The following is a 25353-nucleotide window of genomic DNA, read 5'->3' on the forward strand; positions in this document are numbered from 1 at the left end:
GCAACCCTATGTGCCATCGAATAATGTAACAATGGGTGCGGGAGTAAGATCACGTCCATATGGCCGAGTACCGAATCGACGAGCTGGCGCGGCTGGCCGGAAGCACCGTGCGGAACATCCGCGCCTACCAGGACCGGGGGCTGCTCCCGCCGCCGCGTCTCGAAGGCCGCGTCGGGATGTACGGCGACGCGCACCTGGCGCGGCTCCGGCTGATCGGCCAGCTGCTCGGCCGCGGCTACACGTTCGCGATCATCAAGGACCTGCTCTCGGCGTGGGAGACCGGCAAGGACGTCGGCGAGGTGCTCGGCCTGGAGAAGGTCCTGACCGACCCCTGGTCGGACGAGATCCCCGGCACCACCACGTATGAGGAACTCGTCGAGAAGTTCGGCGCCGGGCTGGACGAGGACGAGATCGCCCGCGTCCGGCAGCGCACCGTCGAGCTGGGGCTGATCGAGCCCGACGGGGAGAAGTTCCGGGTGCCGAGCCCGCGGCTGCTGCACGTGGGCGCCGAACTGGTCGCCGCCGGCATCCCGCTCGACTCGGTGCTCGACATCGCCGCGGAGATCCGCGACGACTGCGACGTGATCGCCGGACGGTTCGTCAACCTCGTCCAGGAGCACGTGTTCGACCGGCTGGAGGGGAAGCCCGTCCCGGGAGGCGACGAGGTCGCCGAGGTCGCCGCCGTGGTCCGCCGCATGCGGCCGCTGGTGAAGATGGTCGTCGAGCCGTTCATCGCGCGGGCGATGGAGGCCCGCGTGCAGGAGGCGCTCGGCGAGCGCCTCGCCACGATCCGGGACGCCCTGGGGGAGGACGGCCGGGCCGGCGGCTGAGCCGTCACAGCAGCGTGGCGCCCCAGACGACCTTCACCTGGTGCGCCGCGCCCTCGGAGTCGGTGAACGTCACCGTGCCCTGACCGGGCAGGCCGATGATCGCCGTGCGGAGGGTGAGCGTCAGGTTCATCGTGCCGCCCTCGGACATGCCGCCCTGCATCTCCGAGAGGATCAGCTGGCTCGTCGAGGTCATCGCCGTCCACGTCACCGGGCCGCCGCTCGCGGTGAGGCTGACCTGCGCGGTCTTAGTGCCGTACATCTCGACCTCGGCGGGGCTCACGACGAGGACGCCGGGCCGCGCGGGCGGGTCGGCCGGCTGCGACGGCGGCGCCGACGGGTCCTGGGTCTGCTTCGGATCCTGCTCCGGCGCGGGCGGGCTCGACGGCGGCTGGACGGGACGGTTCTGCGTCCCCCCGCCCGGCGCCTGGGAGGGGCGCCCTCCGCCGCCGGAGCCGTCCGGCGGCGCCACCTTGGTGATGGACGGCTGCGGCTGCGTGTGGAACGGCGGCCAGGACAGCGTGCCGCTGCCGATGCCTGGCCCCATCGCGAACACCGCGATGAGCGCGGCGACCAGCGCGCCCGCCATGCCGCCCGCGGTGAACAGCCACCGGCGGGTGAACGGCGACGGCACGTCCGGCTGGCTCGGCAGGCCGGACGGGGTGAGCGCGCCGCCGCGCGCCGCGATGTCGGCCCGGTACCCGGCCAGCTCGGGGTCGGTCGCGGTGTGCATGACGCGGTGCCGCAGCGCCGCCGGCAGGATCGGCGCCGGCGCCCGGCGCAGCAGCGCGGCGGGCGACACCCGGCCGCGGCGCAGGCAGTCGACGCAGTCGGCGACATGCCGCTCGGTCTCGGGGTCGGCGGGGGAGTCGGCCGCGCGCCGGTGCAGCGCCCGCGCCAGGCGTCCGCCCGGGCGCGGCGCGGCGGCGGGGTCCGGCTCGTCCTGCGCCGCCGCGCGGACCGCCGGCACGGCGACCTCCGCCCGCCCCGCGGCGCACGCCCGCTCGGTGCGGCGGAGGACGTCCTGGAGCGCCGCCTCCAGCTCGGCGCGCCCCCGGCGGATCCGCGCCGCGGCCCGCCGCGGCGACAGGCCGAGCGCCGCGCCGAGCCGGGCCGGGCGCAGGCCGTGCCGGAACGCCAGGAACATGACCTCCTGGTCGACGGGCTCCAGCCGGGCCAGGCAGCCGCGGAGCAGGTCGTGCAGCTCGTCGGCGGGCGGCCATTCGAGCCCGAGGCCGTCGTCATCGGCACGGTCCACGAACGCGGCGTCGGCGAACTCGCCGTCCCGGTCCCAGAACAGCACCTTCGCGCGGCCCCGCCGGACGCAGCGGCGCCGCGCCGCCCCGTACAGCCAGGAGCCGAGGTGCAGGTGGTCGCGCATCCGGGGGGCGCGGCGGCTGGCGTCGATGAACGTGTCGTGGACGACCTCCGCGGCGGTCTTGCCGTCCCCCGTCATCGACAGGGCGTAGTCGTACAGGCGCTCGGCGTACTCGTCATAGAGCGCGGCGAGCGCCGCCTCGTCGCCTTCGTTCAGCCCCTTGACCAGTTCGCGGTCGGCCGAGCGTGCGGAGGTGGACAACCTGGGCATTCACGCTCCCGGCAGCGGCATGAGGGGTCCGCCCCCACGGGGGTCGTCCGGACAATCAGCCCACCTTGCATACACCCGCGGACCCCATCTGCACCACATCATCTCCCGAAATCCACCGTTAAGGTAACACCCGGGAGGCTTATCGCCCCTCTCCGTAATCACGCGGGTCGTGACCCGGTGCAGGGAATCCGGTCAGCCGATCTGGCGAACCTCCAGGTCACCGTCGGCGTAGCGGCGCCGCAGCACCTTCTTGTCGAACTTGCCGACGGACGTCTTCGGGACCTCGTCGATGAACGCCCACCGCTCGGGGAGCTGCCACTTCGGGACCCGGTCGGACAGGAACTCCCGCAGGCCCTCCGGGGTGACGGTCGCGCCGTCCCGCACCACGACGGAGGCGAGCGGCCGCTCCTGCCACCGCTCGTCGGGGACGCCGACGACGGCCGCCTCCACGATGTCCGGGTGCGCCATCAGGTGGTTCTCCAGCTCCACCGAGGAGATCCACTCGCCGCCCGACTTGATGACGTCCTTGGCCCGGTCGGTGAGGACGAGGTAGCCGTCCGCCGAGAACGTCCCCACGTCGCCCGTCCGCAGCCAGCCGTCGTGGAACTTGCCGGGGTCCTCGTCGAGGTAGTAGGCGCCGGTGATCCACGGCCCGCGGATCTCGACCTCCCCCACGGCCTCCCCGTCGTTCGGCAGCACCCGGTCGCCGTCCCCGACGACGCGCATCTCCAGCCCCGCGAGGACGCGGCCCTGGCTCATCCGCGCCCGCCACGCCTCCTCGCCGGAGGACTTCGCCGGGGGGTGCGCCACCGTCGCGACCGGCGACGTCTCCGTCATCCCCCACGCCTGGACGATCCGGACGCCGATCTCGTCGAACCCGCGCATCAGCGCCTCCGGCACCGCCGACCCGCCGCACGGCACGAGCCGCAGCGAGCTCAGGTCGGACCCGTGCTCCTTCGCGTACCGCAGCACGTCCGACCAGATCGTCGGCACCGCCCCGGCGATCGTCGGGCGCTCGGCCTCGATCAGCCGGACGAGCGGCTCCGCCTGCAGGTACCGGTCCGGCATGACCAGCGGCGCGCCCGCCATGATCGCCGCGTACGGCATGCCCCAGGCGTTCGCGTGGAACATCGGCACCACCGGCAGCACGATGTCGGACGCGCTCAGCCCGATCGCGTTGCCCGTGCACGTCGCCATCGAGTGCAGGTACGCCGACCGGTGCGAGTACACGACGCCCTTCGGGTTCCCCGTCGTGCCGCTCGTGTAGCACATCGCCGCGGCCGACCGCTCGTCGATCTCCGGCCAGTCGAACGTCGCCGGCGCCGCCGCCAGCAGCTCCTCGTACCGGTGCAGCTCCTTGCCCGCGCCCTCCAGCGGCGCCGCGTCCCCCTCACCGACCACGACCACGTGCTGGACGGTCTTCAGCTGCGGCAGCACCGGCGCCAGCAGCGGGATCAGCGACCCGTCGACGATGACGACCCGGTCCTCGGCGTGGTTCGCGATGTAGACGAGCTGGTCGGGGAAGAGCCGCAGGTTGAGCGTGTGCAGCACCGCGCCCATCGACGGGACCGCGAGGTAGGCCTCCAGATGCTCGGCGTTGTTCCACATGAACGTGGCCACGCGCTGGTCGCCGTCCACCCCGAGGCCGCGCAGCGCCCCGGCCAGCCGCGCGGCGCGCTCCCCGACCTCCGCGTAGCTCCGCCGCCGCGCCCCGTCCCCGGTCCAGGTGGACACCTCGGCGCCGCCGAAGACCTCCGCGCCGTAGCGCATGATCGTCGTGATCGTCAGTGGGAAATCCTGCATGGTGCTGAACACGTCACGCCTCCTGCCAGAAACGGCTTCCCAAGGTCTTTCTAGCCCAGAGACCAGGTGTTCGCCCAGGGGCAGAACCCACTGGCCGTGCCATTCAGTACAGCTCTCTGAGGCGGGCCATGGCTCGGGAGACGGTGGATTTCACCGTGCCGACGCTGACGCCCAGGACCTCGGCGATCTCGCGCTCGGACATGTCCTCGTAGTAGCGGAGCATGACGGCCAGGCGCTGGCGTTCGGGGAGGCGGTCGAGGGCGCGGCCGAGGGCGTCGTGCATCTCGCTGCGGTCGGTGTGGTCCTCGACGGGACGGTCCGGGAGCCGGTCGGTGGGGTAGACCTCGAGTTTGCGGCGCCGCCACCAGGAGATCTGCGTGTTGACCATGGCGCGGCGGACATAGCCGTCGACGGCGGCGGGGTCCTCGATGCGGTCCCAGGCGAGGTAGGTCTTGGCGAGGGCGGCCTGCAGCAGGTCCTCCGCTTCGGCGCGGTCGGCGGCGAGCCTCATGGCCGTGCGGAGGAGGGCGGGCCTGCGTTCCGCCACGTACGCGCGGAACTCCTCGTTACGCGTCGCGTTCACAGCACCACCGGACCAAGGGGTTGGGGAGCCGGCGCCGGGCCGCTCCCGGTGTGGTCGACGATCGCAGGGAGATCGTGATTCTGGGCCTACACAAATCACATATCCGGGTCAACCAGTTCATAATCTTTACCCGAGGTAGATCAGACGTCCACCGGTGGCTGACTTATCGCGACAAATCCGTCGACAGGCGAGGTCACGGCACGTGAGCCTTGACGCAGCGTCTTCCCATCCGTCGCCCAGAGTGATCAATGCCGGAGTGCCGCGATGCCGTCCCCCTTACGTGACGCGCGCAGCGATGCGCGCCGCCGCCGGCGTGCGGCCGTGTTCGGTGCGCCCCCCGGCCTCCCGGCGGCGGAGCCGCCGCTGCGGGCGGTGGGCGGGATCGTCCTGGACGCCAGCCCGCACCTGCTGGCGCTGGCCGCGGGCGGCACGGAGGTCCGGTTCGCGATGAGCGGGGACACCGGGATCTGGCACGGCGGGCGCGGGGGCCTCGCCGCGCTCCGGCCGGGCCGCCCGGTGATCGTCCGGCTGAAGGAGGGCGGCGCCGGCGCCGAGGGGACGGGCGGCCCGCTCGGCGGCCGGGGCGTCTTCGTCGCGGATCGGGTCTGGGTCGACATACGACGGGTCGCCGGAACGATTCTGGCGTGCGGGAGGGACACCGTGGAGGTGGACATGGGCGCCCACCGCGGTCGCGCCCGTGTGGTGATCCCCCCGCACGCCCTGCAGCGGGTGCTGGTCCGGCATCCGCGGCTGGAGCCCGGCTACTTGATCGACGTGATCTGCGTCGGTTCCCCGGACGGGCCGCGGGCGGTGCGCCCCGGCACGTCCCAGCCCGGATACCGGGCGGACGACCTCGCCGCGCCGGAGGCGACCGCGCCCGTCCCCGGGGTGCTGCGCGGGACGGCGACGTGGTTCGGGGAGGCCGGCGGTGAGACGCCGGACGGGGCGGCCTATCCGGCGGTCGACTCCGAGGGGGCCGCCGGGGGTTGCGCGGACGCCCCGTCCGGCTGCGTCCCGTTCCCGTACCTGTCGGTGGGCAGCCTGATCAGCGTCCGCAACGAGTGCGGGGGCCGGGCCGCGGCGGTGCCGGTGGTCGAGTGCGGCTGCACGGCGGCCCGGTTCTGCGACCGGTGCGTGGAGTGCGGCGCGTCGCCGCGCGGCCGGATCGTCGAGCTGACGCCGGTCGCGTTCGCCGGGCTCGGCGGCGAACTCGACGCGGGCTGCTTCAACGCCTCCGTCCGCCCGGATCTGCCGGTGGAGGGGCCATGGTGACGGCGTTCCAGAACTCGCAGGTGCTGCTGCTCGCGGCGGTGCTGCTGGCCGCGTGCGCGGCGAAGCTGACGGTGCGCGAGCCGGCCGCGGAGGCCCCCGACCACGTGCACGGCGTGCCCGTGCCCGCGGGGCTCGCGCGGCTGACGGCGGTGCGCCGCAACCGCGGCATGACGGTCGGGCTCGCGGCCGGCGAGGGCCTCCTCGGGCTGGCGCTGCTGGTCACCTCGCACCTGTCGGTGCGGCTCGCGACGACGGTCGCGTTCGCGGCGGCGACCTGGGTGGTCGGCGAGCTGAGGGTCCGCAGGCCGGACGCCGGGTGCGGCTGCTTCGGCGGCCTCAGCGGCAAGAAGGTCGGGCGGCGCAGCGTGCTGCGGGCCGTGCTGTTCACCGGTGCGGCGGTCGCGTCCCTCGGCGCGCCGCTCGCGGGATTGGACGTGCTGCGGGACGTCCAATCCCAGGTCGGGCTCGTCCTCGCGGTCGAGCTGGCGTTGTTCGCGGCGCTGTCGCCGGAGCTGGCCGAGCTGGTGGAGCGGCGGCGCGCGCCCGCCGAGCCGCCGTGCGAGCGGCGGCGCAGCCCGCTGGCGGAGACGTACGCGACGCTCCACGAGAGCGCGGAGTGGGCCGCGTACGAGAACGCGGTCGCGAGCGCCGTCCCGCTGGACGTGTGGCGCGAGGGCTGCCGGCGGTTCGTGGTCTTCGCGGCCCGGGTGGACGACCGGGACGTGGAGATCGTGTTCGCCGTGTCCACCGCCGGACAGGACCGGGACGTGCGCGCGGCCGTCGTGACGCCCGAGCCGGCGGCGGCCGTCTAGCGCGCAGGACGGGTCACCGGCCGCCTTCGGCGCCCCCGCTTCCGAGCTCCTCTTCGTGAGTGTCGTACTCGTCCTCGTGGTGGGCCGAGTACGCGTCCTGCCCGTGGTAGGTGTCTCGCTCGGACGTGTACTCGTCCCCGGGGTGCGGCATCCGTCCGCCCTGGTCCTGCATCTCGTCGTAGCCGACGGCCTCGTCGTAGCCGACGGCCTCGTCGTAGCCGACGGCCTCGTCGTAGCCGACGGCCTCGTCGTAGCCGACGGCCTCGTCGTAGCCCAGCGACTCGTCGAAGCCCATGGAGTCGTCGTAGCCGGAGGACGAGGTGGTCTCGTCCTGGCCGGTGAAGTCTTCCTGGCTGAATTCGTGGTCCGTGTCCTGACCGCGGAACCGGTCTCGGTCTGTCATGCTTCCCCCCGACTTAGACCTTGTGCCCGTTCAGTGGGCATCCGTCGGGGTCCTACCCACCCCGTCCCACCAGGCAACACCGGGCTCGGTACGCGACCTCTGGCTTTCTATAGGACTTTCTAGGAAAAATACTAGGAGGTGCTATACACGGCCAGAGAATGGGGCGAGCTAAATCTACGGATTTCTAGAATTATTGCTAGAGACGCGAATATTCTGCGGACGGCGCCGGCCGCGAACGAGGCGGCGTCGGCGACCTGGGCGCGGCGGCCGTCCCGCCGGTGGCGCCTTGGCGCGCATTCGGTTCGATGCGGCCTTCTACCGTTCTCTAGCCTTTTCGCTAGAGAACTCAATAGCGGCGAATCCGCGGGTTCGCCGAGGCCGGCGAGGGAGAGGCCGGGTCGATCAGTTGGGTTGGGAGCGGAGGAACTTGCCGAAATGCGGCACGGTGAACGCGACCATGCCGCGTTCGGCGCTGTAGATGAGGCCCTTCTTGATGAGCCCGTCGCGGGCGGGCGACAGGCTGGACGGCTTGCGGCCCAGCTCGTCCGCGACCGACGCCGTCGGCACCGGGTCGTCGCCGAGCATGGCCATCGCGCGCATGTAGTCGCGCTCGGCGGGGGTGGCGCGCTCGTAGCGGCTGCCGAAGAAGCCCACCGCGAGCTCGCTCTCCGCCTCCGGCGCGGCGACCTTGATGTCGTCCGCCGTGATCGGGGTGCCGGGCGCCACGTCCCAGACGACCTTCGCGTACGCCTGGACGAAGTAGGGGTAGCCGTCGGCCGCCCCGTACAGCGCGTCGAGGGCCTCCTTGGTGAAGGTGACGTTCTCGCGCTCGGCCGGGGCCATCAGCGCGAAGTCGGCCGACTCGCGGTCGAGCCGGTCGATCCGCGCGTACCGGAACAGCCGCTCGCTGTAGGACTTGCTGGCCGACAGGACGGCCGGCAGGTGCGGCAGCCCCGCGCCCACCACGATCAGCGGCCCGCCGACCTGCGACAGCTCGTGGCACGCCGCGCACAGCGCCGACACGTCGTCGGCCGGGACGTCCTGCATCTCGTCCACGAACAGGGCGATGCCGGCGCCGACGTCCGTCGCGACGGACGCGGCGTCCACGAACAGCTCGGTGAGGTCGATCTCCAGGTCGCCGGAGTCGGCGCGGCCGCGCGCGGCGGGCACGTCGATGCCGGGCTGCCAGCGGTGCGCCCGCGCCTTCGCCTTGCCGGACGGCTCCGGCTCCGACTGCGCGAACGCCTTCAGCACGCCGAGGAAGTCCTCGATGCGGTCGGGCGCGCGGTGCCGGGGCGCGAGCTCCCGGACGGCGCGGTGCAGCGCCGAGGCGACCGGGCGGCGGATCGACTGGTCGGGCCGGGCCTCGATCTTGCCCGTCCCCCACAGCCGCTGGATCGCCTGCGACCGGAACGCGTTGAGCAGCACGGTCTTGCCCACCCCGCGCAGCCCGGTGATGATCATGCTGCGCTCGGGACGCCCGCGGGCCACGCGTTCGAGCACCACCTCGAACTGCCGGAGCTCGCGGTCGCGGCCGGCCAGCTCCGGGGGGCGCTGCCCGGCGCCGGGGGCATAGGGATTGCGCACGGGGTCCACGCTGTCGGACTCTATGAGGCGATATAGCTGCGGCCGTAGATTTGCGTAGAAATCGCTGCGGCGTGTCGCGTGCTCCCGCCGCCGCCCGCAGCGCGCGGGGGCGTCCACCCCCCTCATGGCCGTTGCCACCATGCCGCCTCCCCGGGCGAGCGCCTCCGCGTAGGTCGAACTTCTGTTCGACTATTCGAACACACTAGCGCATGCGCTCGCCCCCGTCACGCGAACCGGGAAACGGCCCGCGAGCGGCTCTGCCCGGAGCGGGGGTATCCGGGCAGGGCCGCCCGCGGGAGTCTTGCGGGGGGCGCGCCGCCGCCTGGCCGGCGCGGCCCCCGTTCGCCCGCGGGGTCAGATGGCGGACTCGTCGGCGTCGGAGCGGTGCGGGACCTTGTCGGCGGGGACGGTGCCCATGCGTCCGGCCTGGAAGTCCTCGAACGCCTGGACGATCTCCTCGCGGGTGTTCATCACGAACGGCCCGTAGCGGGCGACCGGCTCGCGGATCGGCAGGCCGCCCAGGACGAGGATCTCCCACCCGTTCGCGCTGGCGAGCGGCTGGGTGTCGGCGGCACGGACGACGAGCCCGTCGCCGGTGCCCTTGTTGTGGGAGCCGGCGAACACGGCGAGCTGCCCCTCGTCCAGCCCGACCTCCTCGACGCCGGCCGTCCCGCGTCCGGACAGCACGTACACCAGCGCGTTGAAGTCGCGCGGCCAGGGCAGCGCGAGCCGGGCGCCGGGCGCGACCGTCGCGTGCAGGTAGTTGATCGGCGTGTAGGTGACGCCGGGGCCGTCGTACCCGGCGAGCGACCCTGCGATGACGCGGACGAGGGACGAGCCGTCGTCGGCGGCCAGCAGTTTGACGTCGCGGGCCTCGATGTCCTGGTACCGCGGCGGCACCCACTTCTGGGCGCGCGGCAGGTTCACCCAGAGCTGGATGCCGTGGAACAGGCCGCCCTTGGCGACCAGCTCGGGCGGCGGCTGCTCGATGTGCTGGATGCCGGACGCGGCCGTCATCCACTGGGTGGCGCCGTCGGAGATCAGACCGCCGCCGCCGGTGGTGTCCTGGTGCTGGAACGCTCCATCGATGATGTACGTGACCGTCTCGAACCCGCGGTGCGGGTGCCAGGGAGTACCTTTCGCCTCGCCCGGCGCGTACTCGACGGCGCCCATGTGGTCGAGGAGCAGGAACGGGTCGGCCAGGGCCAGGTCGACGCCGGGGAAGGGGCGCCGCACCTGGAAGCCCTCGCCTTCGAGGTGGCGCTGGGCGGTCACGACCTTCGCGACGCGGCGCCAGTCGGTGCCGGCCTCCGGAAGCAGCGGGAGGCGGGGCAGGGTCAGCGGGTCGGCCATCACGGCAGGCATGGGTTCTCCCCTCGCTCGGGTGCCCCGTCCGGCCGGGCGGTGCACTGCCTCGTGGAACGTAGTTGAGGATTCAACTATTTCCGCGGTCGGACGGCGTCGTCCCGTCCTGCTACCGTGAAGATAGCGTGCACTAGTTGAATGTTCAACATATGGGCCTATACTTTCCGGTATGAGCGAACCTCGCTGGCTCGATGCCGCCCAGCAGCGCGATTGGCGGGCGTACGTGGACGGCAGCGTCCGGCTCACCGAGATCATGGACCGCGACCTCAAGACCAAGCACGGTCTGTCGGTGTCGGAGTACGAGATCCTCGTCCGCCTGTCGGAGGCGCCCGAGCGGCGCCTGCGGATGGCCGAGCTGGCCGAGAACGCCAGCCAGTCCCGCAGCCGGCTGTCGCACACCTGCTCCCGCCTGGAGAACAAGGGCCTGGTCAAGCGGGACAGCTGCCCCAACGACAAGCGCGGCGTCTACGCGCACCTCACCGACGAGGGCTTCGCGGCGCTCGAGCGCGCCGCCCGCGACCACGTCGAGACCGTCCGCACGTTCTTCATCGACGTGATCGAGCCCGAGGACCTCGAAGCCATCGGCCGCGCGTTCAGCATGGTCCGGAAGCGGGTCGGCCCCTCGGCCTGAGCGCGCGTCCGGCGGCGGCGCGCGTCCCGGCCTACAGCGGGGTCCCGGCCTACAGCGGGGTCCCGGCCTACAGCGGGGTCCCGGCCTACAGCGGGGTCCCGGCCTACAGCGGGGTCCCGGCCTACAGCGGGACGGTCACCCCGGTCAGGAACCCGACCGACACCAGGGTCAGGAACCCCCAGGCGAGCATCATGCCGATGCCGAACGTCCGCCACCGGCCGCCGACCTGCCACACGAGCAGCCCGCCGAGCCCGAACGCCAGCAGCAGCAGCGTGATGAACTGCGGCAGCAGACTCGGGCGGCGGCTCATCATCAGCGGCGCCCACATCATCACGAGATCGACGAACACGAACACGCCGAAGCCCGCCGCCAGCGCCTTCACGTCCCGGGTGAGGAACGCACGCGCGCGCTCGACCAGGACCTGCGCCTTGTCCGTCGGCAGTCGCGGCTCGGCAGCCGCCCCCTGCTCGACCTCCACGTTGTGCGCCACCGCGAAGATCTCGTCTTCGAGGCTTGGGAGGTCGCTCTCCTGAGCTTCCGCCATCCCGGCTCCCCTGGACATCCCGGCTCCCCTGGACCGGACGTCACCGGACGACATGCCCGGCGGTCGAACGAAGGTCCACGCCGCCCCTATCCGGCGGGCGCGCCCTCAAACGCACCGTAGCGAATCATGGGTGCGGCTCGAACACCCACCGGCCTGCGTATGCTGCAAAGATGCCAGGTAGAGGCCCGATCTCCAGCGCGACTTTGCTCGGCGTCCTGCTCACGGCGGTGCTCGCGGCGGCCGGATGTGGCCGCGGCTCCGACGACTCGGGCGAGCCGCCCGCCGCGACCCCGCCCACCGCAACGCCCACCGCACCGGGCACCGCGGCCTCGCCCTCCGCGTCCCCGTCGGCGTCCCCGACCGAGCAGGGCTTCCAAGCGGAGATCAAGAAGGTGACCGCCCGGGACCTGAGGTCCTCCTGGCGGAAGGGCTGCCCCGTGGCGCCGTCCGGGCTCCGGATGATCGAGATGACCTACTGGGGCATGGACGACGAGCCGCACACGGGCGGGCGGCTCGTCGTCAACGCCAAGGCCGCCGGCGACCTCGTCTCCGTGTTCCGGAAGCTCTACAAGATGAAGTTCCCGATCGAGCGGATGGAACCGGTCGACAAGTACGGCGGCAGCGACTTCGAGTCGATCGAGGCCAACAACACCTCCGCCTTCAACTGCCGCACCGCGACGGGGTCGAGCTCGTTCTCCCAGCACGCGTACGGCCTCGCCGTCGACATCAACCCGTGCCAGAACCCCTACGTCTACGCGGACGGGCACATCGCCCACAAGTCCTGCAAGAGGTACCGGAACCGCGACCTCGACGCGCCCGGCATGATCCACGCCGGCGACAAGGTGGTGCGGGCGTTCGCCTCGATCGGCTGGGGCTGGGGCGGCACCTGGAGCGGCGCCAGGGACTACCAGCACTTCAGCAGCAGCGGCCGCTGACGCGCCCTCACATCATCATGAACGCGATCACCAGGATCGCGACGACCGCCACGACGGCGACGATGCCGACGATCAGACCGATGTTCGGCCCGGACTTCTGCGGCTGCGCCTGGTTCGCGAAGTTCTGGAACTGGTGCGTCGTACCTGCCGGATCATTCGGTGTCTGCGACATGCCGAAGAGGGTAACGGATGACTTATGCCCGAGTCGGCCTCTTTGTGACGGTCCCTGGGGGACCGCGGCCTTCCAGGGGATCGCCCCCGGGCCACGTGGCGGAGAGTGTGGGATTCGAACCCACGAGGACTGTCCCCAGCCCTGGGCGCTTTCAAGGCGCCTGCACTAGTCCACTATGCGAACTCTCCCGGCGGCCGGTCGGCCCGGCCCAACGCCCACGATAGCGGTCACCGCGGCCTGCCCTCGACCGCATACCCGGGTCGGCCTACGGTTCGCCGGGCACGCGGTAGCCGGGAATGGACGGCCAGCGGACGGTCATGACGACCGACTCCTCCTCGGCCTCCCACGAATGGTCGACGCCGCGCCCCCACACCACGTAGTCGCCCTGCTCGGCGAGCACGACGTTCCGCCCGGGGAACTCCAGGCGGAACCGGCCGCTGATCAGGACGAGCAGGGCGGTGCGCTTCTCGCCGTCCGTCCACCGCGCGCGCCGCTCCCCCTTCGGGTGGACGCCCCACTTGATCGCGACCTCGTCGCTGTGCCGCAGGTCGCCGGCCGGCTTGAAATGCCCGAGCAGCCAGCCCCGGTCGCCGGCGGCGTCCGGGCCGGCCTTCCCCACGTACAAGCCATCGACGTCCGTCACGGAACGTGACCCTACCGTCCGGCGGCGGTCAGGTCTGCGGCGGGCGCTGGAAGGCGAAGCCGTCGCCGACGACCGCGGCGAGGGTGAGGTAGGCCTCGCGGGTGGCGGGGGCGAGCTGGTCGAGCTCGACCTCGGCGCCCTCCTCCAGGTGGTCGTCGTAGGGGATGCGGACGACGGCGCGGCAGCGGCTCTCGAAGTGCGCCTGGAGCTTGTCGAGGTCGACCTGGCTGCGGGTGCGGTTGCGGACCATCGACAGGACCACGACGCCGTTGCGGACGAGGTGCCCGTGGTCGTGCGCCTCCAGCCAGTCGAGGGTCGCGCTCGCGGACCGGGCGCCGTCCACCGACGGGGAGCTGACGAGGACGAGCTGGTCGGCGAGGCTCAGCACGCCCGCCATCGCCGAGTGCAGCAGCCCCGTGCCGCAGTCGGTGATGCAGACCGAGTAGTACTGCTCCAGGACGACGGCGACGGCCGCGTAGTCCTCGGCGGAGAACGCCTCGCTGACCGCGGGGTCGCGGTCGGAGGCGAGGATCTCCAGGCGCGCCTCGTTCTGCGACGTGAACGCGCGCACGTCCGCGTACCGGTGGATGTTCTCGCGGTTGTTGAGCAGGTCGCGGACGGTGGCGGCGGTCTCCAGCTTGACCTTGTCGGAGAGCGTCCCGCGGTCGGGGTTGGCGTCCACCGCGATGACCCGGTCGCCGCGGAAGGAGCCGAGCATGGAGCCGAGGCCGGTGGTGGTGGTCGTCTTGCCGACGCCGCCCTTCAGCGACATGACCGCGACGCGGTGGTGGCCGCCGGCGACGGGGGTGCGGGCCCGCGCGATGAGGTCCTTGCGGCGCAGCTCGCTCTGCGACTCGCCGGGGTGGATGCTCCCGGCGGTCGCCTTGTAGACGGCGCGCCGCCACCCGGAGGACGGCGCGATGCGGCGCTCGCCCAGGAGGTTCTCGGAGCTGAGGCTGTCGGTGCTCTGCGGCTGCTGCGGCGGGGCGGCGTGCCCCGGCGGGATCATCTGCCCCTGCTGCGGCTGCCCCTGCTGCGGCTGCCCTTGGTGCGGCCCGGCCGGGTAGCCGTACGCCTGGTAGGGCTGCCCGGTGTTGGGGTCGATGGGCATGTACGGCTGGCCCGTGTTGGGGTCGATCTGGGGGTACGGCTGCGGGTACGGCTGGCCGGTGTTGGGGTCGATCTGGGGGTAGGGCTGCGGGTACGGCTGCCCGGTGTTGGGGTCGACCTGCGGGTACGGCTGGCCGGTGTTCGGGTCGATCGGCGGGAACTGCTGCGGGTACGGCTGGGCGCCCGCGTTCGGGTCGGCCGGCGGGAACTGCTGGGCGTTGGGGTCGGGCGCGTACGGCAGGCCCGCGTTCGGGTCGGCCGGCGGGAACTGCTGCTGGACCGCCCCGTTCACCTCCTGCGGGGAGCCCGCCTCATCAGGGGTGAGCGGACGGCCCGTGTTCGGGTCGATCGGCACGTACGGCTGCCCGGAGGCGTCGGTGTCCTGCGGGTAGGGCTGCCCGGTCGCGGGGTCGATCGCCTGGTACTGCCCGCTCGCGTCCTGCTGCTGCGCGAGCTGCTCGGACGGGTACGGCGGCAGCTGGTCGAGCGGCGGCGCGGCGCTGCCGTTGGCGTCGTACGGCGACGGCTGCGGAGGCTGCCCGCCCTGGGACGGGTCGTTGGCGGGCGCCGGGTAGTACGGCGGCGGGAGCATCCCCCCGTCGAACGGCTGCGGCATGGGGCCGCCGTCGTAGAGCGGGGGCGGAGGCTGGGGAGGGTTGAAGCCGGTGTCCTCCGGCCCGCCCTGGAAGGCGGGCGGCGCGGCCAGCCACGGGTTGTTCTCCGCGGCGGGCGGCGGAGGCGGCGGCGCGTTCTCCTGCCGGGCGGGCGGCTGCTGCGGCGCCTCCTCGCCCTCGGGGGCCGGTTCCGCCGCGTCCTCGCTCATCGCGTCGAGAGAGGCGAGGCGCTCCTCCAGTGAGCGCCCGTCGTGCTCATTCCTCGCCACCGTTCTTCCCCCTAGGGCACGCCTCTGATGATCAACACGGTGCAGGTGGGCAAACCGATCCCCCCGCAGGATACCCATGACCCAATGGCGTGCATCCCGCGCGTAGATCGCCCTTGGGGCGCTCGGGCGGGGCCGCCGCGCCCGGTAGCGTGATCGGTATGCATGCCATCGTGATCCGCGAGCCGGGCGGCCCCGACGTCCTGGAGTGGACGCGGGTCCCCGACCCGCGGCCGGAACCGGGCGAGGTGCTGATCGAGGTGGCGGCGAGCGCGGTCAACCGCGCCGACGTTATGCAGCGCATGGGCTTCTACCCGCCGCCCCCGGGCGCTCCCCCGTACCCGGGTCTGGAGGTGTCGGGACGGGTCGCCGAGCTGGGCGCGGGCGTCACCGGCCTGGACGTCGGCGACGAGGTGTGCGCGCTGCTCGCCGGGGGAGGATATGCCGAACGGGTCGCGGTGCCCGCCGCGCAGGCGCTCCCGGTGCCGCGCGGGGTCGACGTCGCGGAAGCCGCCGGACTCCCGGAGGTCGCGTGCACGGTGTGGTCGAACGTGTTCTGGCTGGGCGGGCTGCGCGAGGGCGAGACCCTCCTCGTCCACGGCGGCGGCAGCGGCATCGGGACGTTCGCGATCCAGCTCGCGAAGGCGTGCGGCGCGCGGGTCGTGACGACCGTGGGCAGCGCGGAGAAGGCGGCCCGCTGCCGGGAACTGGGCGCGGACGTCACCGTGAACTACCGCGAGGAAGACTTCGTGGAGGCCGGCCCCTACGACGTGATCCTCGACCTGATCGGCGCCGAGTACCTGGCCCGGAACGTGGAGGCGCTCGCCACCGGCGGACGGCTGATGGTGATCGGCCTGCAGGGCGGCGCCAAGGCCGAGCTGGACCTCGGCAAGCTGCTGCGCAAGCGGGCGCTGGTGCACGCGACGACGCTGCGGGCCCGTCCGCCGGAGGAGAAGGCGGAGATCGTGGCCGGGGTACGCGAGCATGTGTGGCCTCTGCTGGAGTCGGGGAGGGTCAGGCCCGTCATCGACCGGCGCTTCCCGATGGCGGAGGCGGCGCGCGCGCACGAGTTGCTCGAAGAGAGTGGTCACGTCGGCAAGATCTTGTTGACCGTGTGAGGATGTGGAATTTATGAGCGAGCCTTCGAAGAAAGAGCAGGAACCGCAGGTCCTCGTGGTCGGCCCCAACGGCATCGCCGTGGAGAACGCCGGCGAGGGCGAGTCCGAGGGCAAGTCGGTCACCGAGATGGTCGAGCAGCCCGCGAAGGTGATGCGGATCGGCGGGATGATCCGCCAGCTCCTGGAGGAGGTCAAGGCCGCCCCCCTGGACGAGGCGAGCCGCGCCCGGCTCCGGGAGATCCACAAGTCGTCCATCAAGGAGCTGGAGGACGGCCTCGCGCCCGAGCTGGTCGAGGAGCTGGAGCGGCTGTCGCTGCCGTTCACCGAGGAGACGGTGCCGAGCGAGTCGGAGCTGCGGATCGCCCAGGCGCAGCTCGTCGGCTGGCTGGAGGGCCTGTTCCACGGCATCCAGACGACGCTGTTCGCGCAGCAGATGGCGGCGCGGGCGCAGCTGGAGCAGATGCGGCGCGCCCTGCCCGCCGGGATGATGCCGCCCGGCGCCGAGGAGCAGCAGCAACAGCAGCAGTCGCGCCCGCGCTCGTCCGGCCCCTACCTGTAACCCGCCGGACGCGCCCGCCCGCGGGACGCCGCCCGCGGGACATGACGAACGGCCGCACCCGCACGACCGAGGGCGCGGCCGTCGTCATGCCCGCCCCCTCCGCGGGGACGCGCTAGGGGAAGAGGCGCTCCAGGACCTCGGCGACGCCGTCGTCGTCGTTGCGGGACGTCTTGTGCGTCACGGCCGCCAGCACCAGCGGATGCGCGTTCGCGACGGCGTAGGACGTGCCCGCCCAGGTGAGCATCGGCAGGTCGTTGGGCATGTCGCCGAACGCCGTGACGTCGCCGGACGCGAGCCCGTGCTCGGTGCAGAAGGCGGCGAGCGCGCTCGCCTTGGTGACCCCGAGCGCGCTCATCTCCAGCAGGCCCCGCCCGGACGAGTGCGTCACCGTCACGAGGTCGCCCACCGCCTGGACGGCCTTCTCCGAGAGCGTGTCGGGGTCGGCGTCCGGGTGGAAGGCGAGCAGCTTGGTGCCGGGCCGGCTGACGAGTTCGGCGGCGTCCACGCGGCGCCCGCCGAACGCCTCCGCGTCCCAGCGGCCGAGGTGGTAGCTGTGCTCGAAATAGAACCCGGTCGGGTGCTCGACGGCGAACTGCAGTTCGGGGGAGATGCCGCGGAGCCGCCCGATCGCCTCGGCGATCACGTCCGGCGGGATCTCCCGGGTCTCCAGGACGGTCTCGGTGTGCAGGTCGTAGACGACGGCGCCGTTGGCGCAGATGGCGACGCCGTGGTGGTCGACGGCCGCGGCGATGTCCGCCATCCAGCGCGGCGGCCGGCCGGTGACCATCACGAGCATCGCCCCGGCCTGCTCGACCCGGGCGAGGGCCTCGACGGTCCGGGCGGAGATCGTGCCGTCGGAGCGCACGATCGTGCCGTCGAGGTCAGTGGCGATCACGCGCGGCGCGGACTGGCTCATGTCACCTTCCAGGGCAGATGCCACAAACCATAAGCGACGCCGGCGACACCCTGAGGCTCGGCCCCGAGCCCGTCCCGACCGGCGGGACGGGCTCGGGGCCGGACCGCCGTCAGCGCTTGATCGGCTCCAGGACGTCCTGCCCGAGGAACTTCTGCAGCGCCTCGGGGACGCGCACCGAGCCGTCGGCCCGCTGGTGGTTCTCCAGGATCGCGACCATCCAGCGGGTGGTGGCCAGCGTGCCGTTCAGCGTCGCCACCGGCTGGTTCCTGCCGTCGGCGTCCTTGAACCGCACCGCGAGCCGCCGCGCCTGGAACTCGGTGCAGTTGGACGTCGAGGTGACCTCGCGGTACGTGTTCTGCGTCGGCACCCACGCCTCGCAGTCGTACTTGCGGGCCGCGCTCGACCCCAGGTCGCCGGCCGCCACGTCGATCACCCGGTACGGGATCTCGACCTTGGCGAGCATCTCCTTCTCCCAGTCCAGCAGCCGCAGGTGCTCGGCGTGCGAGTCGGCCGGGTCGCAGTAGGAGAACATCTCCACCTTGTCGAACTGGTGGACGCGGATGATGCCGCGGGTGTCCTTGCCGTAGGAGCCGGCCTCGCGGCGGAAGCACGACGACCACGCCACGTACCGCCGTGGCAGCTCGTCGATGATCTCGTTCATGTGGTACGCGGCGAGCGGCACCTCCGACGTCCCGACCAGGTACAGCTCGTCGGCCGGGAGGTGGTACACCTCGGCGGCGTGCGCGCCGAGGAACCCGGTGCCCTCCATCGCCTCCGGCTTCACCAGCACCGGCGGGTACATCGGGACGAACCCGTTCGCGATCGCCGTCTCCATGGCGAGGTTCAGCAGCGCGTACTGGAGCCGCGCGCCGACGCCCGTCAGGTAGTAGAACCGCGCGCCCGACACCTTCGCGCCGCGCTCCATGTCGATCGCGCCGAGGCTCTCGCCCAGCTCCAGGTGGTCCTTCGGCGCGAAGTCGAACGACGTCGGCTCGCCGATGTGCTCCAGGACGACGAAGTCCTGCTCGCCGCCGGGCGGGGCGCCCTCCTCGATGAGGTTCGGGACGCTCTTCAGCACCTCGTCGAGTTCCGCGCCGAGCCGGTCGGCCTCCGCCTCCCGCTCCTTGACCTGCTGCGCCAGCTCCTTCGCGCGGGCGAGCAGCGCCTCGCGCTCGTCGCCCTTCGCCTTGGACACCGACTTGCCGAAACTCTTCTGCTCCGCTCTGAGCTGCTCGAACGAGGTCAGCGCCGAGCGGCGCCTCTCGTCCAGGTCGAGCAGCCGGTCGACGACGGCGTCATCCTCACCGCGGGCGCGCTGCGACGCGCGCAGCCGCTCCGGATCCTCTCGAAGAGCTCGCAGGTCAATCACAGACCCGAGGCTACCGGTACGGGCCCCGCGTCCGCGCGCGTATGAACCGCGGTTCAGGCGACCGCGGTGTCAGCGGACGCCGCTCGCCAGCAGCGCGTGCGCGGGCAGCGAGACCTGGCCGCCGTCCACCCCGTAGTCGGCGATGATCGTGTCATAGGCGTCCTTGATCAGGGCGACGGTGTCCGCGTCCTGCCGCGCGACGATCACGCCGGCCGTGCCGACCCTGGACAGCGCGACCGCCCGCCACCACTCCTCGGGGTCGACGGCGTGCTCCCAGGTCACCTCCTCGACCGCGACCTCGGTGAGCTCTGCCTCGGCCACCAGCCGCCGGAACGCGGCCGCCTCGCCGTACCGCATGAACGGCGACTCGGGGATGTCCTCCGGCCACGCCACGCCGGCCTGCTCGATCGCCTCGCGGACGATCGCGAGGGCGCCGCTGCCCGGCATCACCCAGCAGCTCAGCGCGAGCCGCCCGCCCGGCCGCAGCACCCGGCGCAGCGCGGCGATCGCCGCGCCCGGGTCGGCCACGTGGTTGATGACGTAGTTGCCGGCGACCGCGTCGAACGACCCGTCCGGGAACGGCACCTCGGGCAGGACGGCGACGCGCACGTCCAGCCCGGGGACGTTGCGCCGGGCGGTCTCCGCCATGCTCTCCTCGGCGTCCATCGCCGACACCTCGGCGCCGCGCCGGACGGCCTCGAGCGAGACGAACCCGGGGCCCGTCCCGACGTCGAGGAACCGCGTCCCGCCCGTGACCCCGGCCGCGTCCAGCAGCGGACCGACCGTGTACCGGGTGAGCCGGCCGAACCCCCGCTCGTACGCGGGGGCGCGCCCCGCCCACAGTTCCCGCTCGTAAAGATCGAAGTCCCTGGCCACCAGGGCAGCCTACGTCAGCGGCCGCCCGCGCACGGACGCTCCATGATCAAGGGGGTACCGGGATGACGCCCTCGCCTTTGCACGGTTTGCGGGGAAGCGACGTTCCCCGGGCACGAAATGATCAGGGGCGGCCGGTGCGGATGCCGTCCAGCCAGGAGGCGGCCTCGGTGAAGTCGGTGTCGTGGGTGCCGCGGCGGATCTCGGGGCGGACGCGGTCGGCGCGGGGGTAGGAGCCGACGAAGCGGAGGTCGGCGCAGACGCGGCGCAGCCCCATCAGGGCCTCGCCGACGCGGGCGTCCGCGACGTGGCCCTCGAAGTCCATCCAGAAGAGGTAGGAGCCGAGGCCGGCGCCGGTGGGGCGCGACTGGATCAGCGTCAGGTTGACGCCGCGCACGGCGAACTCGTTGAGGATCTCCAGCAGGGCGCCCGGGTGGTCCTCGCCGATGAACGCGACGACGGTCGTCTTGTCCATGCCGGTGGGGGCGGGCGGCGTGCAGGGACGGTGCAGGACGACGAACCGGGTGACGGCGTCGGCGACGTCGTGGATGTCCTCGGCGAGGATCGACAGGCCGTAGCGGGCCGCGGCGAACGAGCCGGCGAGCGCGGCGTCGTAGTGGCCGTCGGCGACGTGCTGGGCGGCCTCGGCGTTGGACGTGGCGGCGCGCCATTCGGCGTGCGGGACGTTCTCCAGCAGCCAGCGGCGGCACTGCGGCTGCGCGATCGGGTGGGACGCGACGGTCTTGATGTCGTCGAGCGCCGTCCCGGGGCGGACGAGCAGCGCGAACGAGACCGGCAGGTGGATCTCCCCGACGATCTGGAGGGGCTCGCCGGTGGCCAGCTCGTCCAGCGTGGTGGGGACCGAGCCTTCGACGGAGTTCTCCAGCGCGACGACGGCGGTGTCCACGTCCCCGTTGCGCAGCGCTTCGAGGACGGCCGGGACGGTCGCGTACGGGACGTGCTCGGCGCCGGCGGCGCCCGGCAGGGTGAGCAGCGCGGCCTCGGTGAACGTGCCCTGCGGACCCAGGTAGGCGTAGCGCGCTGGCCTGCTGTCTGCGGTCACGGAGTCCCCCGAGGCGGATGGTGCGGACGAACACGCCGAGTTTACTTGCCGGCGGGCAATGCGGTGCCGCCGCCCGCGCGGCGAGCGCCGGCGCGTGGATCGGGCGCGTGGATCGGGCGCGTGGGTCGGGCGCGTGGGTCGGGCGCGGGCGTCAGGTGCGGGCTGACGTGCGGTCGCCGCTGCCGAAGTCGGCGAGCGGGTCGTCCAGCGACACGACCGGGCCCTTGCCGAGCCGGGCGGCCCGCAGGACGTGGCTCTCCTCGGGGGAGAGCGTCTCGACCGGGTGCCCGGCCTGGACGGCCTTGGCGTACGTCCGCGTCTCGGTCCTCCCGTTGATGGAGCTGACGACGACCCCGTCCCCGACCGCGTTGATCAGAGCGAGGGAGAACGACCGGTGCCCGGACATCTCCTTCAGCGCGTCGTAGTGGACGATGGCGAGGTCGCGCAGCGCGCGCTCGTCCACCGATCCGCTGGCGACCTGGAGCTGGCGCCTGAGCATTTCCCCGCACTCGTCGACGACCTGGTTGACCCGGTTGTGCGCGACCACCGCGACGGACAGCCCTGCAATACCGGCGACCAGACCCGCGACGGCCACCGCGACAAGCATCACGTGGCGAGCGTACCGACCTCGGCCTTCGGTTGCGAAGGAACCCCCTGATCGGGGCCGGGTTTGACCCTTTTGACCAACCAGGTGCCGAGGACGGCGATGGCGGCGAGCGCGGCGATCCCGAACGAGTCGCGCAGGACTTGGCCCGCGAATTCCGCTATGGCGGAGTGTTCCGGGCCGATCCAGGCGCGTCCCCACCACGGCAGCGGCCACAGGAACAGGAACCAGGCGCCGAGCGCGAGCAGACATCTTCGCGTGTCCCGGCCGTCTCCGGCCAAAGCACCGATGACCGCGATCATCCAGACAAGGTGGTGGATCCATCCCACAGGGGACAGCACGACGGACAGCAGCCCGACGATCGCGACGGCGCCGAGCAGCAGGCTGGACGAGGCCGTCCCGGTCAGCCCGTCGGCGGCCAGGGCGGCCCGGCGCGCCCGGGAGAAGCCGTAGCAGGCGACGATCAGCGCGAGCACGAGCCACACCAGCGTCCGGACGGGGCCCTCGTCGAAGATCCGCGCGACGATGCCGTGGATCGCCTGGTTGGTGGTCCCGTCGACCGCGCCCGTCCGGTCCCCGCCCTGCAGCAGCGCGCCGAACCAGTAGGCGGACGAGTCGGCGGGCAGCAGCGCGAACCCGGCCAGGGTCGCCGCGGCGGCGGTGAGCACCGCGTTGACCAGCGCGTCCCGCCGCCCGGTGAGCAGGAAGTAGATCAGGAAGACGCCCGGCACCAGCTTGATCGCGACCGCCAGCCCGACGAGCGCGCCGCGCGGCCAGCGCGGGACGCGGGCGCAGCAGTCGGCGAGGCACATGGCGAGCAGGAACAGCCCGACCTGCCCGAACCGGACCTGGTCGCGGACGGGGTCGAGCCACGCCATCGCGGCGAACAGGACGCCGGCGGTGAGCGGCGCCCAGCGCCCGGTCCGGCGGATGAGGTCGCGGAAGGCGTACCAGACGGCGATCGCCAGCGAGACGTAGATCAGCACGACCCACGTCCACTGCGCGGCCCGCCAGGGGAGCAGCGTGAACGGGACGGCGAGCGCGGCGGCGAACGGCGGGTAGGTGAACGGGAGCAGCTGCGGCGGCTGCGTGAGGAAGTCGTACAGCGGCGCCCCGCGCAGCACGGCGAGCCCGCCCTCCCGGTACACCTCCAGGTCGACGAGCCGCTGGTCGGGCGGGTTGGTGAGCCAGCGGGACACGATCGGGGCGACCGCCGCGGCGGCGACGGCGGCGCCGGCGAGAAGGAGGAGCCGGTTCGGGCGCCCGCCCCGCGCCTCACCCGCCTGCCGCACCATGGGACCGTCCACAGCCCGCAGGATATGGCCCCTGTGCGGTGGTAGTGCTCTTGTAGCCTTGACGCCATGATGCCCCGGGGGACGAAGATCGCCGTGTTCTTCGCGACCCTCGCCACGGCGCTGACCTGGGTTCTCGGCTGGTCGCCCGCGCACGCCGGCGACCGCGCCGCGACCGGGCGGGTCGTGATCATCGGGGTCCCGGGGCTGATGTGGAGCGACGTCGGCCGGGAGAACACCCCGGCGCTGTGGGACCTGACGGCCGGGGGCTCCGCGGCCGGCCTCAGCGTCCGGACGACCCGGGTCAACACCTGCCCCACGGACGGCTGGCTGACGGTGTCGGCCGGGCAGCGGTCCCGGCTGCCGCACGGCGACTGCGCGCTGCCGGCCGCGCCGATCCTGCCCGGCCAGGACTCCCCCACCGGCCCGGTGCCGAAGGACGGCGCGATCGCCGCGGGCTGGCCGGCCATCAAGAGCGACAACGCGGGCACCAACTACCACGCGGAGATCGGGCTGCTCGGCGAGGCCGTCCACAAGGCGGGCGGCTGCACGATGGCGGTCGGGCCGGGCGCGGTGTTCGGCGTCGGCAACGGCGGCGGCCGGGTCGACCGCTACGTCCCGTCCCCCGACAAGGTCACCGCCGCCGACTGGGCGCGCTGCCCGCTCGCGGCGGTCGACGTCGACGACCTGTTCCGCGCCTACATCAACGCGGGCGTCGACGCGCACGGCGACCAGATCCCGCTGTCGGACGCCAAGCGCGCCGCCGCCGCGGCCGCCGCGGACCGCCGGGTCGCCCAGGTCGTCACCGGCCTCCCCCAGGGCACGACCGTCCTGCTGGCGGGGCTGTCGGACATCGGCGTCGACCCGCATCTGCGCGTCGCCGTCGCGGCGGGCGACGGGTACGGGCCCGGGTTCATGACGTCCAGCGCGACCCGGCAGGAGGGCCTGGTCACGCTCACCGACGTCACCGCGACCGCGATGAAGCTGCTCGGGCTGCCGCAGCCGAAGCAGGCCGTGGGGTCGGCGTGGAAGGCGCAGCCGTCGCAGGCGTCCACGCGGGACCGGGTCGACGCGCTCGTCGACGAGGACGTCGCGGCGCAGGCGATCCGGACCGTCCAGACGTCGTTCTACTGGGTGCTGTTCGCGACGCAGCTCGTCCTGTACGGGATCGCGGTGGTCGCGCTGCGGCGGCTCGGCGGCGACCGCCGGTCGCGGACGCGGATCCTGGGCGGCACCCGGGTGATAGCGCTGCTGGGCGGGGCGGCGCCGGGCGCGTCGTTCCTCGCCGGGCTGCTGCCGTGGTGGCGGGCCGAGCATCCGACGCCCGTGCTGATCTGCACCGTGCTGGGCTTCGCGGGGCTGCTGACGGGCGTGGCGCTCGCCGGCCCGTGGCGGCGGTCCGTGGTCGTCCCCGGGCTGGTGATCACCGGGGTGACGGGCATCGTCCTCGCGCTGGACGTGATGACGGGGTCCAACCTCCAGCTCAACACGCTGATGGGCTACACGGCGCTGGTCGCGGGCCGCTTCTACGGCTTCGGCAACCAGGCGTTCTCGCTGTTCGCGGTCGCCGCGATCCTGACGGCGGCGTGGCTGACGGAGTACCCGCTGCGCCGCCGCCGCACGGCGGTCGCGGTCGGGATCGTCGCCGCGATCGGCGTGTTCGCCGTCGTGGTGGACGGGCTGCCCGCGTTCGGCAGCGACTTCGGCGGCGTGCTGGCGATCGTCCCGGCGTTCGCGATGCTCGGCCTGATGGTCGCCGGGAAGCGGGTGTCCGCGCCGAGGCTCGGGCTCTTCTTCGCGGCGGGCGCGGCGATCGTGCTGTTCATCTCCTACCTGAACGCGCGGAGCGCCAACCCGACGCACCTCGGCCGGTTCTGGCAGGACCTCATGGACGGGGACGCCTGGGGCATCGTCACCCGCAAGTTCAACGCGATGCTGAACAGCCTCGGGTACTGGCCGTACACGCTCGCGATCGCCGCCGCCGTCGTGTTCCTGTTCTTCGTCCTGGCGCGGCCCACCCGCTGGCGGGTGTCGCTGCTGCAGGGCGCCTACAAGCACAGCCTGTCGATGCGCCCGGCGCTGATCTGCGCGCTGGCCGCCGGCGTGATCGGCACGCTGGTGAACGACTCCGGCGTGGTGATCCTGTCGGTGGCGTTCAGCCTGGCGACCCCGCTGATGCTCGCGGCCGGCCTGCGGTCGCTGGAGATCGACCTGAGGAACGCAGACACGCCGCCACCAGCGCCGTCAGAATCGCCAGGAGCGTCCACGGGATCACGGTCGGCCGAACGACGGTGAACAGCCACTCCAGGTCGTCGGGGAGCCGGATGCGGGCGGGGGCGCGGGCCGGCAGGTAGGCGAGGCTGAGGGCCGCGGTGTGGGCGAGCAGGATCCAGTCGATGCGCGT

24 protein-coding genes and 1 tRNA gene are annotated in these 25353 nt (G+C 72.7%); 8 read left to right on the top strand and 17 right to left on the bottom strand.

The annotated features are described in order from the left end of the window. Window positions 1-59: 59 nt before the first annotated feature. On the top strand, window positions 60-830 hold the full coding sequence (locus ABTW95_RS02935) for a MerR family transcriptional regulator (RefSeq protein WP_500224002.1): 771 nt from the start codon (window positions 60-62) through the stop codon (window positions 828-830). A gap of 4 nt (window positions 831-834) precedes the next feature. Here ABTW95_RS02935 and ABTW95_RS02940 read toward each other — a convergent pair whose 3' ends face one another. The 3 genes from ABTW95_RS02940 to ABTW95_RS02950 form a co-directional block, all read right to left on the bottom strand. Further along, a complete protein-coding gene (locus ABTW95_RS02940; RefSeq protein WP_500224004.1) occupies window positions 835-2415 on the bottom strand; it encodes an RNA polymerase sigma factor in 1581 nt (526 codons plus the stop codon). 192 nt (window positions 2416-2607) lie between these two features. After that, a complete protein-coding gene (locus ABTW95_RS02945; protein ID WP_396447390.1) occupies window positions 2608-4218 on the bottom strand; it encodes a long-chain fatty acid--CoA ligase in 1611 nt (536 codons plus the stop codon). A gap of 103 nt (window positions 4219-4321) precedes the next feature. Further along, a complete protein-coding gene (locus ABTW95_RS02950) occupies window positions 4322-4801 on the bottom strand; it encodes a SigE family RNA polymerase sigma factor (RefSeq protein ID WP_396447391.1) in 480 nt (159 codons plus the stop codon). Between the two features lie 321 nt (window positions 4802-5122). Between ABTW95_RS02950 and ABTW95_RS02955 the strand changes: the two genes are divergently transcribed. Together ABTW95_RS02955 and ABTW95_RS02960 are read left to right on the top strand one after the other, a co-directional pair. After that, window positions 5123-6073, top strand: a complete 951-nt coding sequence (locus ABTW95_RS02955) for a hypothetical protein (RefSeq protein ID WP_500224008.1) — start codon at window positions 5123-5125, stop codon at window positions 6071-6073. Continuing rightward, entirely contained in the window at window positions 6067-6885 is an 819-nt protein-coding gene (locus ABTW95_RS02960) for a MauE/DoxX family redox-associated membrane protein (RefSeq protein WP_396447393.1), read from the top strand. The genes ABTW95_RS02955 and ABTW95_RS02960 overlap by 7 nt, the downstream gene beginning before the upstream one ends. 13 nt (window positions 6886-6898) lie before the next feature. Here the strand turns inward: ABTW95_RS02960 and ABTW95_RS02965 are convergent, their stop codons facing one another. From ABTW95_RS02965 to ABTW95_RS02975, 3 genes are all read right to left on the bottom strand, one after another. Continuing rightward, the gene (locus ABTW95_RS02965; RefSeq protein ID WP_500224011.1) at window positions 6899-7288 is read right to left on the bottom strand and encodes a hypothetical protein; all 390 of its coding nucleotides are present in this window, start codon (window positions 7286-7288) and stop codon (window positions 6899-6901) included. 402 nt (window positions 7289-7690) lie between these two features. Continuing rightward, window positions 7691-8875 carry an ATP-binding protein gene (locus ABTW95_RS02970; RefSeq protein WP_500224013.1) on the bottom strand — a complete coding sequence of 395 codons (1185 nt, stop codon included), beginning with the start codon at window positions 8873-8875 and terminating at the stop codon, window positions 7691-7693. A 354-nt stretch (window positions 8876-9229) separates the two neighbouring features. Continuing rightward, entirely contained in the window at window positions 9230-10240 is a 1011-nt protein-coding gene (locus tag ABTW95_RS02975) for a pirin family protein (RefSeq protein WP_396447396.1), read from the bottom strand. A 169-nt stretch (window positions 10241-10409) separates the two neighbouring features. Between ABTW95_RS02975 and ABTW95_RS02980 the strand changes: the two genes are divergently transcribed. After that, window positions 10410-10871, top strand: coding sequence for a MarR family winged helix-turn-helix transcriptional regulator (locus tag ABTW95_RS02980; RefSeq protein WP_396447397.1), 462 nt, complete (start codon window positions 10410-10412; stop codon window positions 10869-10871). Between the two features lie 121 nt (window positions 10872-10992). On the opposite strand, the gene ABTW95_RS02985 is transcribed toward ABTW95_RS02980, so the two are convergent. After that, on the bottom strand, window positions 10993-11415 hold the full coding sequence (locus ABTW95_RS02985) for a hypothetical protein (RefSeq protein ID WP_500224019.1): 423 nt from the start codon (window positions 11413-11415) through the stop codon (window positions 10993-10995). 170 nt (window positions 11416-11585) lie between these two features. On the opposite strand from ABTW95_RS02985, the gene ABTW95_RS02990 reads away from it, so the two are divergent. Continuing rightward, window positions 11586-12350, top strand: coding sequence for a M15 family metallopeptidase (locus ABTW95_RS02990; RefSeq protein WP_396447399.1), 765 nt, complete (start codon window positions 11586-11588; stop codon window positions 12348-12350). Window positions 12351-12357: 7 nt separating this feature from the next. Here ABTW95_RS02990 and ABTW95_RS02995 read toward each other — a convergent pair whose 3' ends face one another. The 4 genes from ABTW95_RS02995 to ABTW95_RS03010 all read right to left on the bottom strand — a co-directional run bounded on the left by ABTW95_RS02995 (window position 12358) and on the right by ABTW95_RS03010 (window position 15158). Further along, window positions 12358-12522, bottom strand: coding sequence for a hypothetical protein (locus ABTW95_RS02995; RefSeq protein ID WP_500224025.1), 165 nt, complete (start codon window positions 12520-12522; stop codon window positions 12358-12360). Between the two features lie 96 nt (window positions 12523-12618). After that, window positions 12619-12710: transfer RNA gene (locus tag ABTW95_RS03000), tRNA-Ser, on the bottom strand. Between the two features lie 77 nt (window positions 12711-12787). Continuing rightward, entirely contained in the window at window positions 12788-13165 is a 378-nt protein-coding gene (locus tag ABTW95_RS03005) for a cupin domain-containing protein (protein ID WP_500224028.1), read from the bottom strand. Between the two features lie 28 nt (window positions 13166-13193). After that, on the bottom strand, window positions 13194-15158 hold the full coding sequence (locus tag ABTW95_RS03010) for a MinD/ParA family ATP-binding protein (protein WP_500224030.1): 1965 nt from the start codon (window positions 15156-15158) through the stop codon (window positions 13194-13196). 158 nt (window positions 15159-15316) lie between these two features. Between ABTW95_RS03010 and ABTW95_RS03015 the strand changes: the two genes are divergently transcribed. Both ABTW95_RS03015 and ABTW95_RS03020 read left to right on the top strand, forming a co-directional pair. Continuing rightward, entirely contained in the window at window positions 15317-16273 is a 957-nt protein-coding gene (locus tag ABTW95_RS03015; protein WP_396447404.1) for an NAD(P)H-quinone oxidoreductase, read from the top strand. A gap of 13 nt (window positions 16274-16286) precedes the next feature. Further along, entirely contained in the window at window positions 16287-16832 is a 546-nt protein-coding gene (locus tag ABTW95_RS03020; RefSeq protein ID WP_396447405.1) for a bacterial proteasome activator family protein, read from the top strand. A 112-nt stretch (window positions 16833-16944) separates the two neighbouring features. Here the strand turns inward: ABTW95_RS03020 and ABTW95_RS03025 are convergent, their stop codons facing one another. The 6 genes from ABTW95_RS03025 to ABTW95_RS03050 form a co-directional block, all read right to left on the bottom strand. After that, on the bottom strand, window positions 16945-17748 hold the full coding sequence (locus tag ABTW95_RS03025; RefSeq protein ID WP_396447406.1) for a Cof-type HAD-IIB family hydrolase: 804 nt from the start codon (window positions 17746-17748) through the stop codon (window positions 16945-16947). Window positions 17749-17857: 109 nt separating this feature from the next. Further along, the gene (gene serS / locus ABTW95_RS03030) at window positions 17858-19117 is read right to left on the bottom strand and encodes a serine--tRNA ligase (RefSeq protein ID WP_396447407.1); all 1260 of its coding nucleotides are present in this window, start codon (window positions 19115-19117) and stop codon (window positions 17858-17860) included. 69 nt (window positions 19118-19186) lie between these two features. Next, complete coding sequence (locus ABTW95_RS03035; protein ID WP_500224034.1) at window positions 19187-19993, bottom strand: class I SAM-dependent methyltransferase; 807 nt, start codon at window positions 19991-19993, stop codon at window positions 19187-19189. Between the two features lie 121 nt (window positions 19994-20114). Then, window positions 20115-21053 carry a prephenate dehydratase gene (gene pheA / locus ABTW95_RS03040; RefSeq protein WP_500224035.1) on the bottom strand — a complete coding sequence of 313 codons (939 nt, stop codon included), beginning with the start codon at window positions 21051-21053 and terminating at the stop codon, window positions 20115-20117. Between the two features lie 151 nt (window positions 21054-21204). Next, window positions 21205-21660, bottom strand: coding sequence for a DUF4446 family protein (locus ABTW95_RS03045; protein ID WP_396447449.1), 456 nt, complete (start codon window positions 21658-21660; stop codon window positions 21205-21207). Continuing rightward, a complete protein-coding gene (locus ABTW95_RS03050; RefSeq protein WP_396447410.1) occupies window positions 21660-22964 on the bottom strand; it encodes a glycosyltransferase 87 family protein in 1305 nt (434 codons plus the stop codon). The genes ABTW95_RS03045 and ABTW95_RS03050 overlap by 1 nt, the downstream gene beginning before the upstream one ends. 54 nt (window positions 22965-23018) lie before the next feature. On the opposite strand from ABTW95_RS03050, the gene ABTW95_RS03055 reads away from it, so the two are divergent. Beyond that, a complete protein-coding gene (locus tag ABTW95_RS03055) occupies window positions 23019-25244 on the top strand; it encodes a hypothetical protein (protein WP_500224040.1) in 2226 nt (741 codons plus the stop codon). Window positions 25245-25353: the final 109 nt, after the last annotated feature.

This window comes from Spirillospora sp. NPDC127506, assembly GCF_040302145.1.
GTDB lineage: Bacteria > Actinomycetota > Actinomycetes > Streptosporangiales > Streptosporangiaceae > Spirillospora.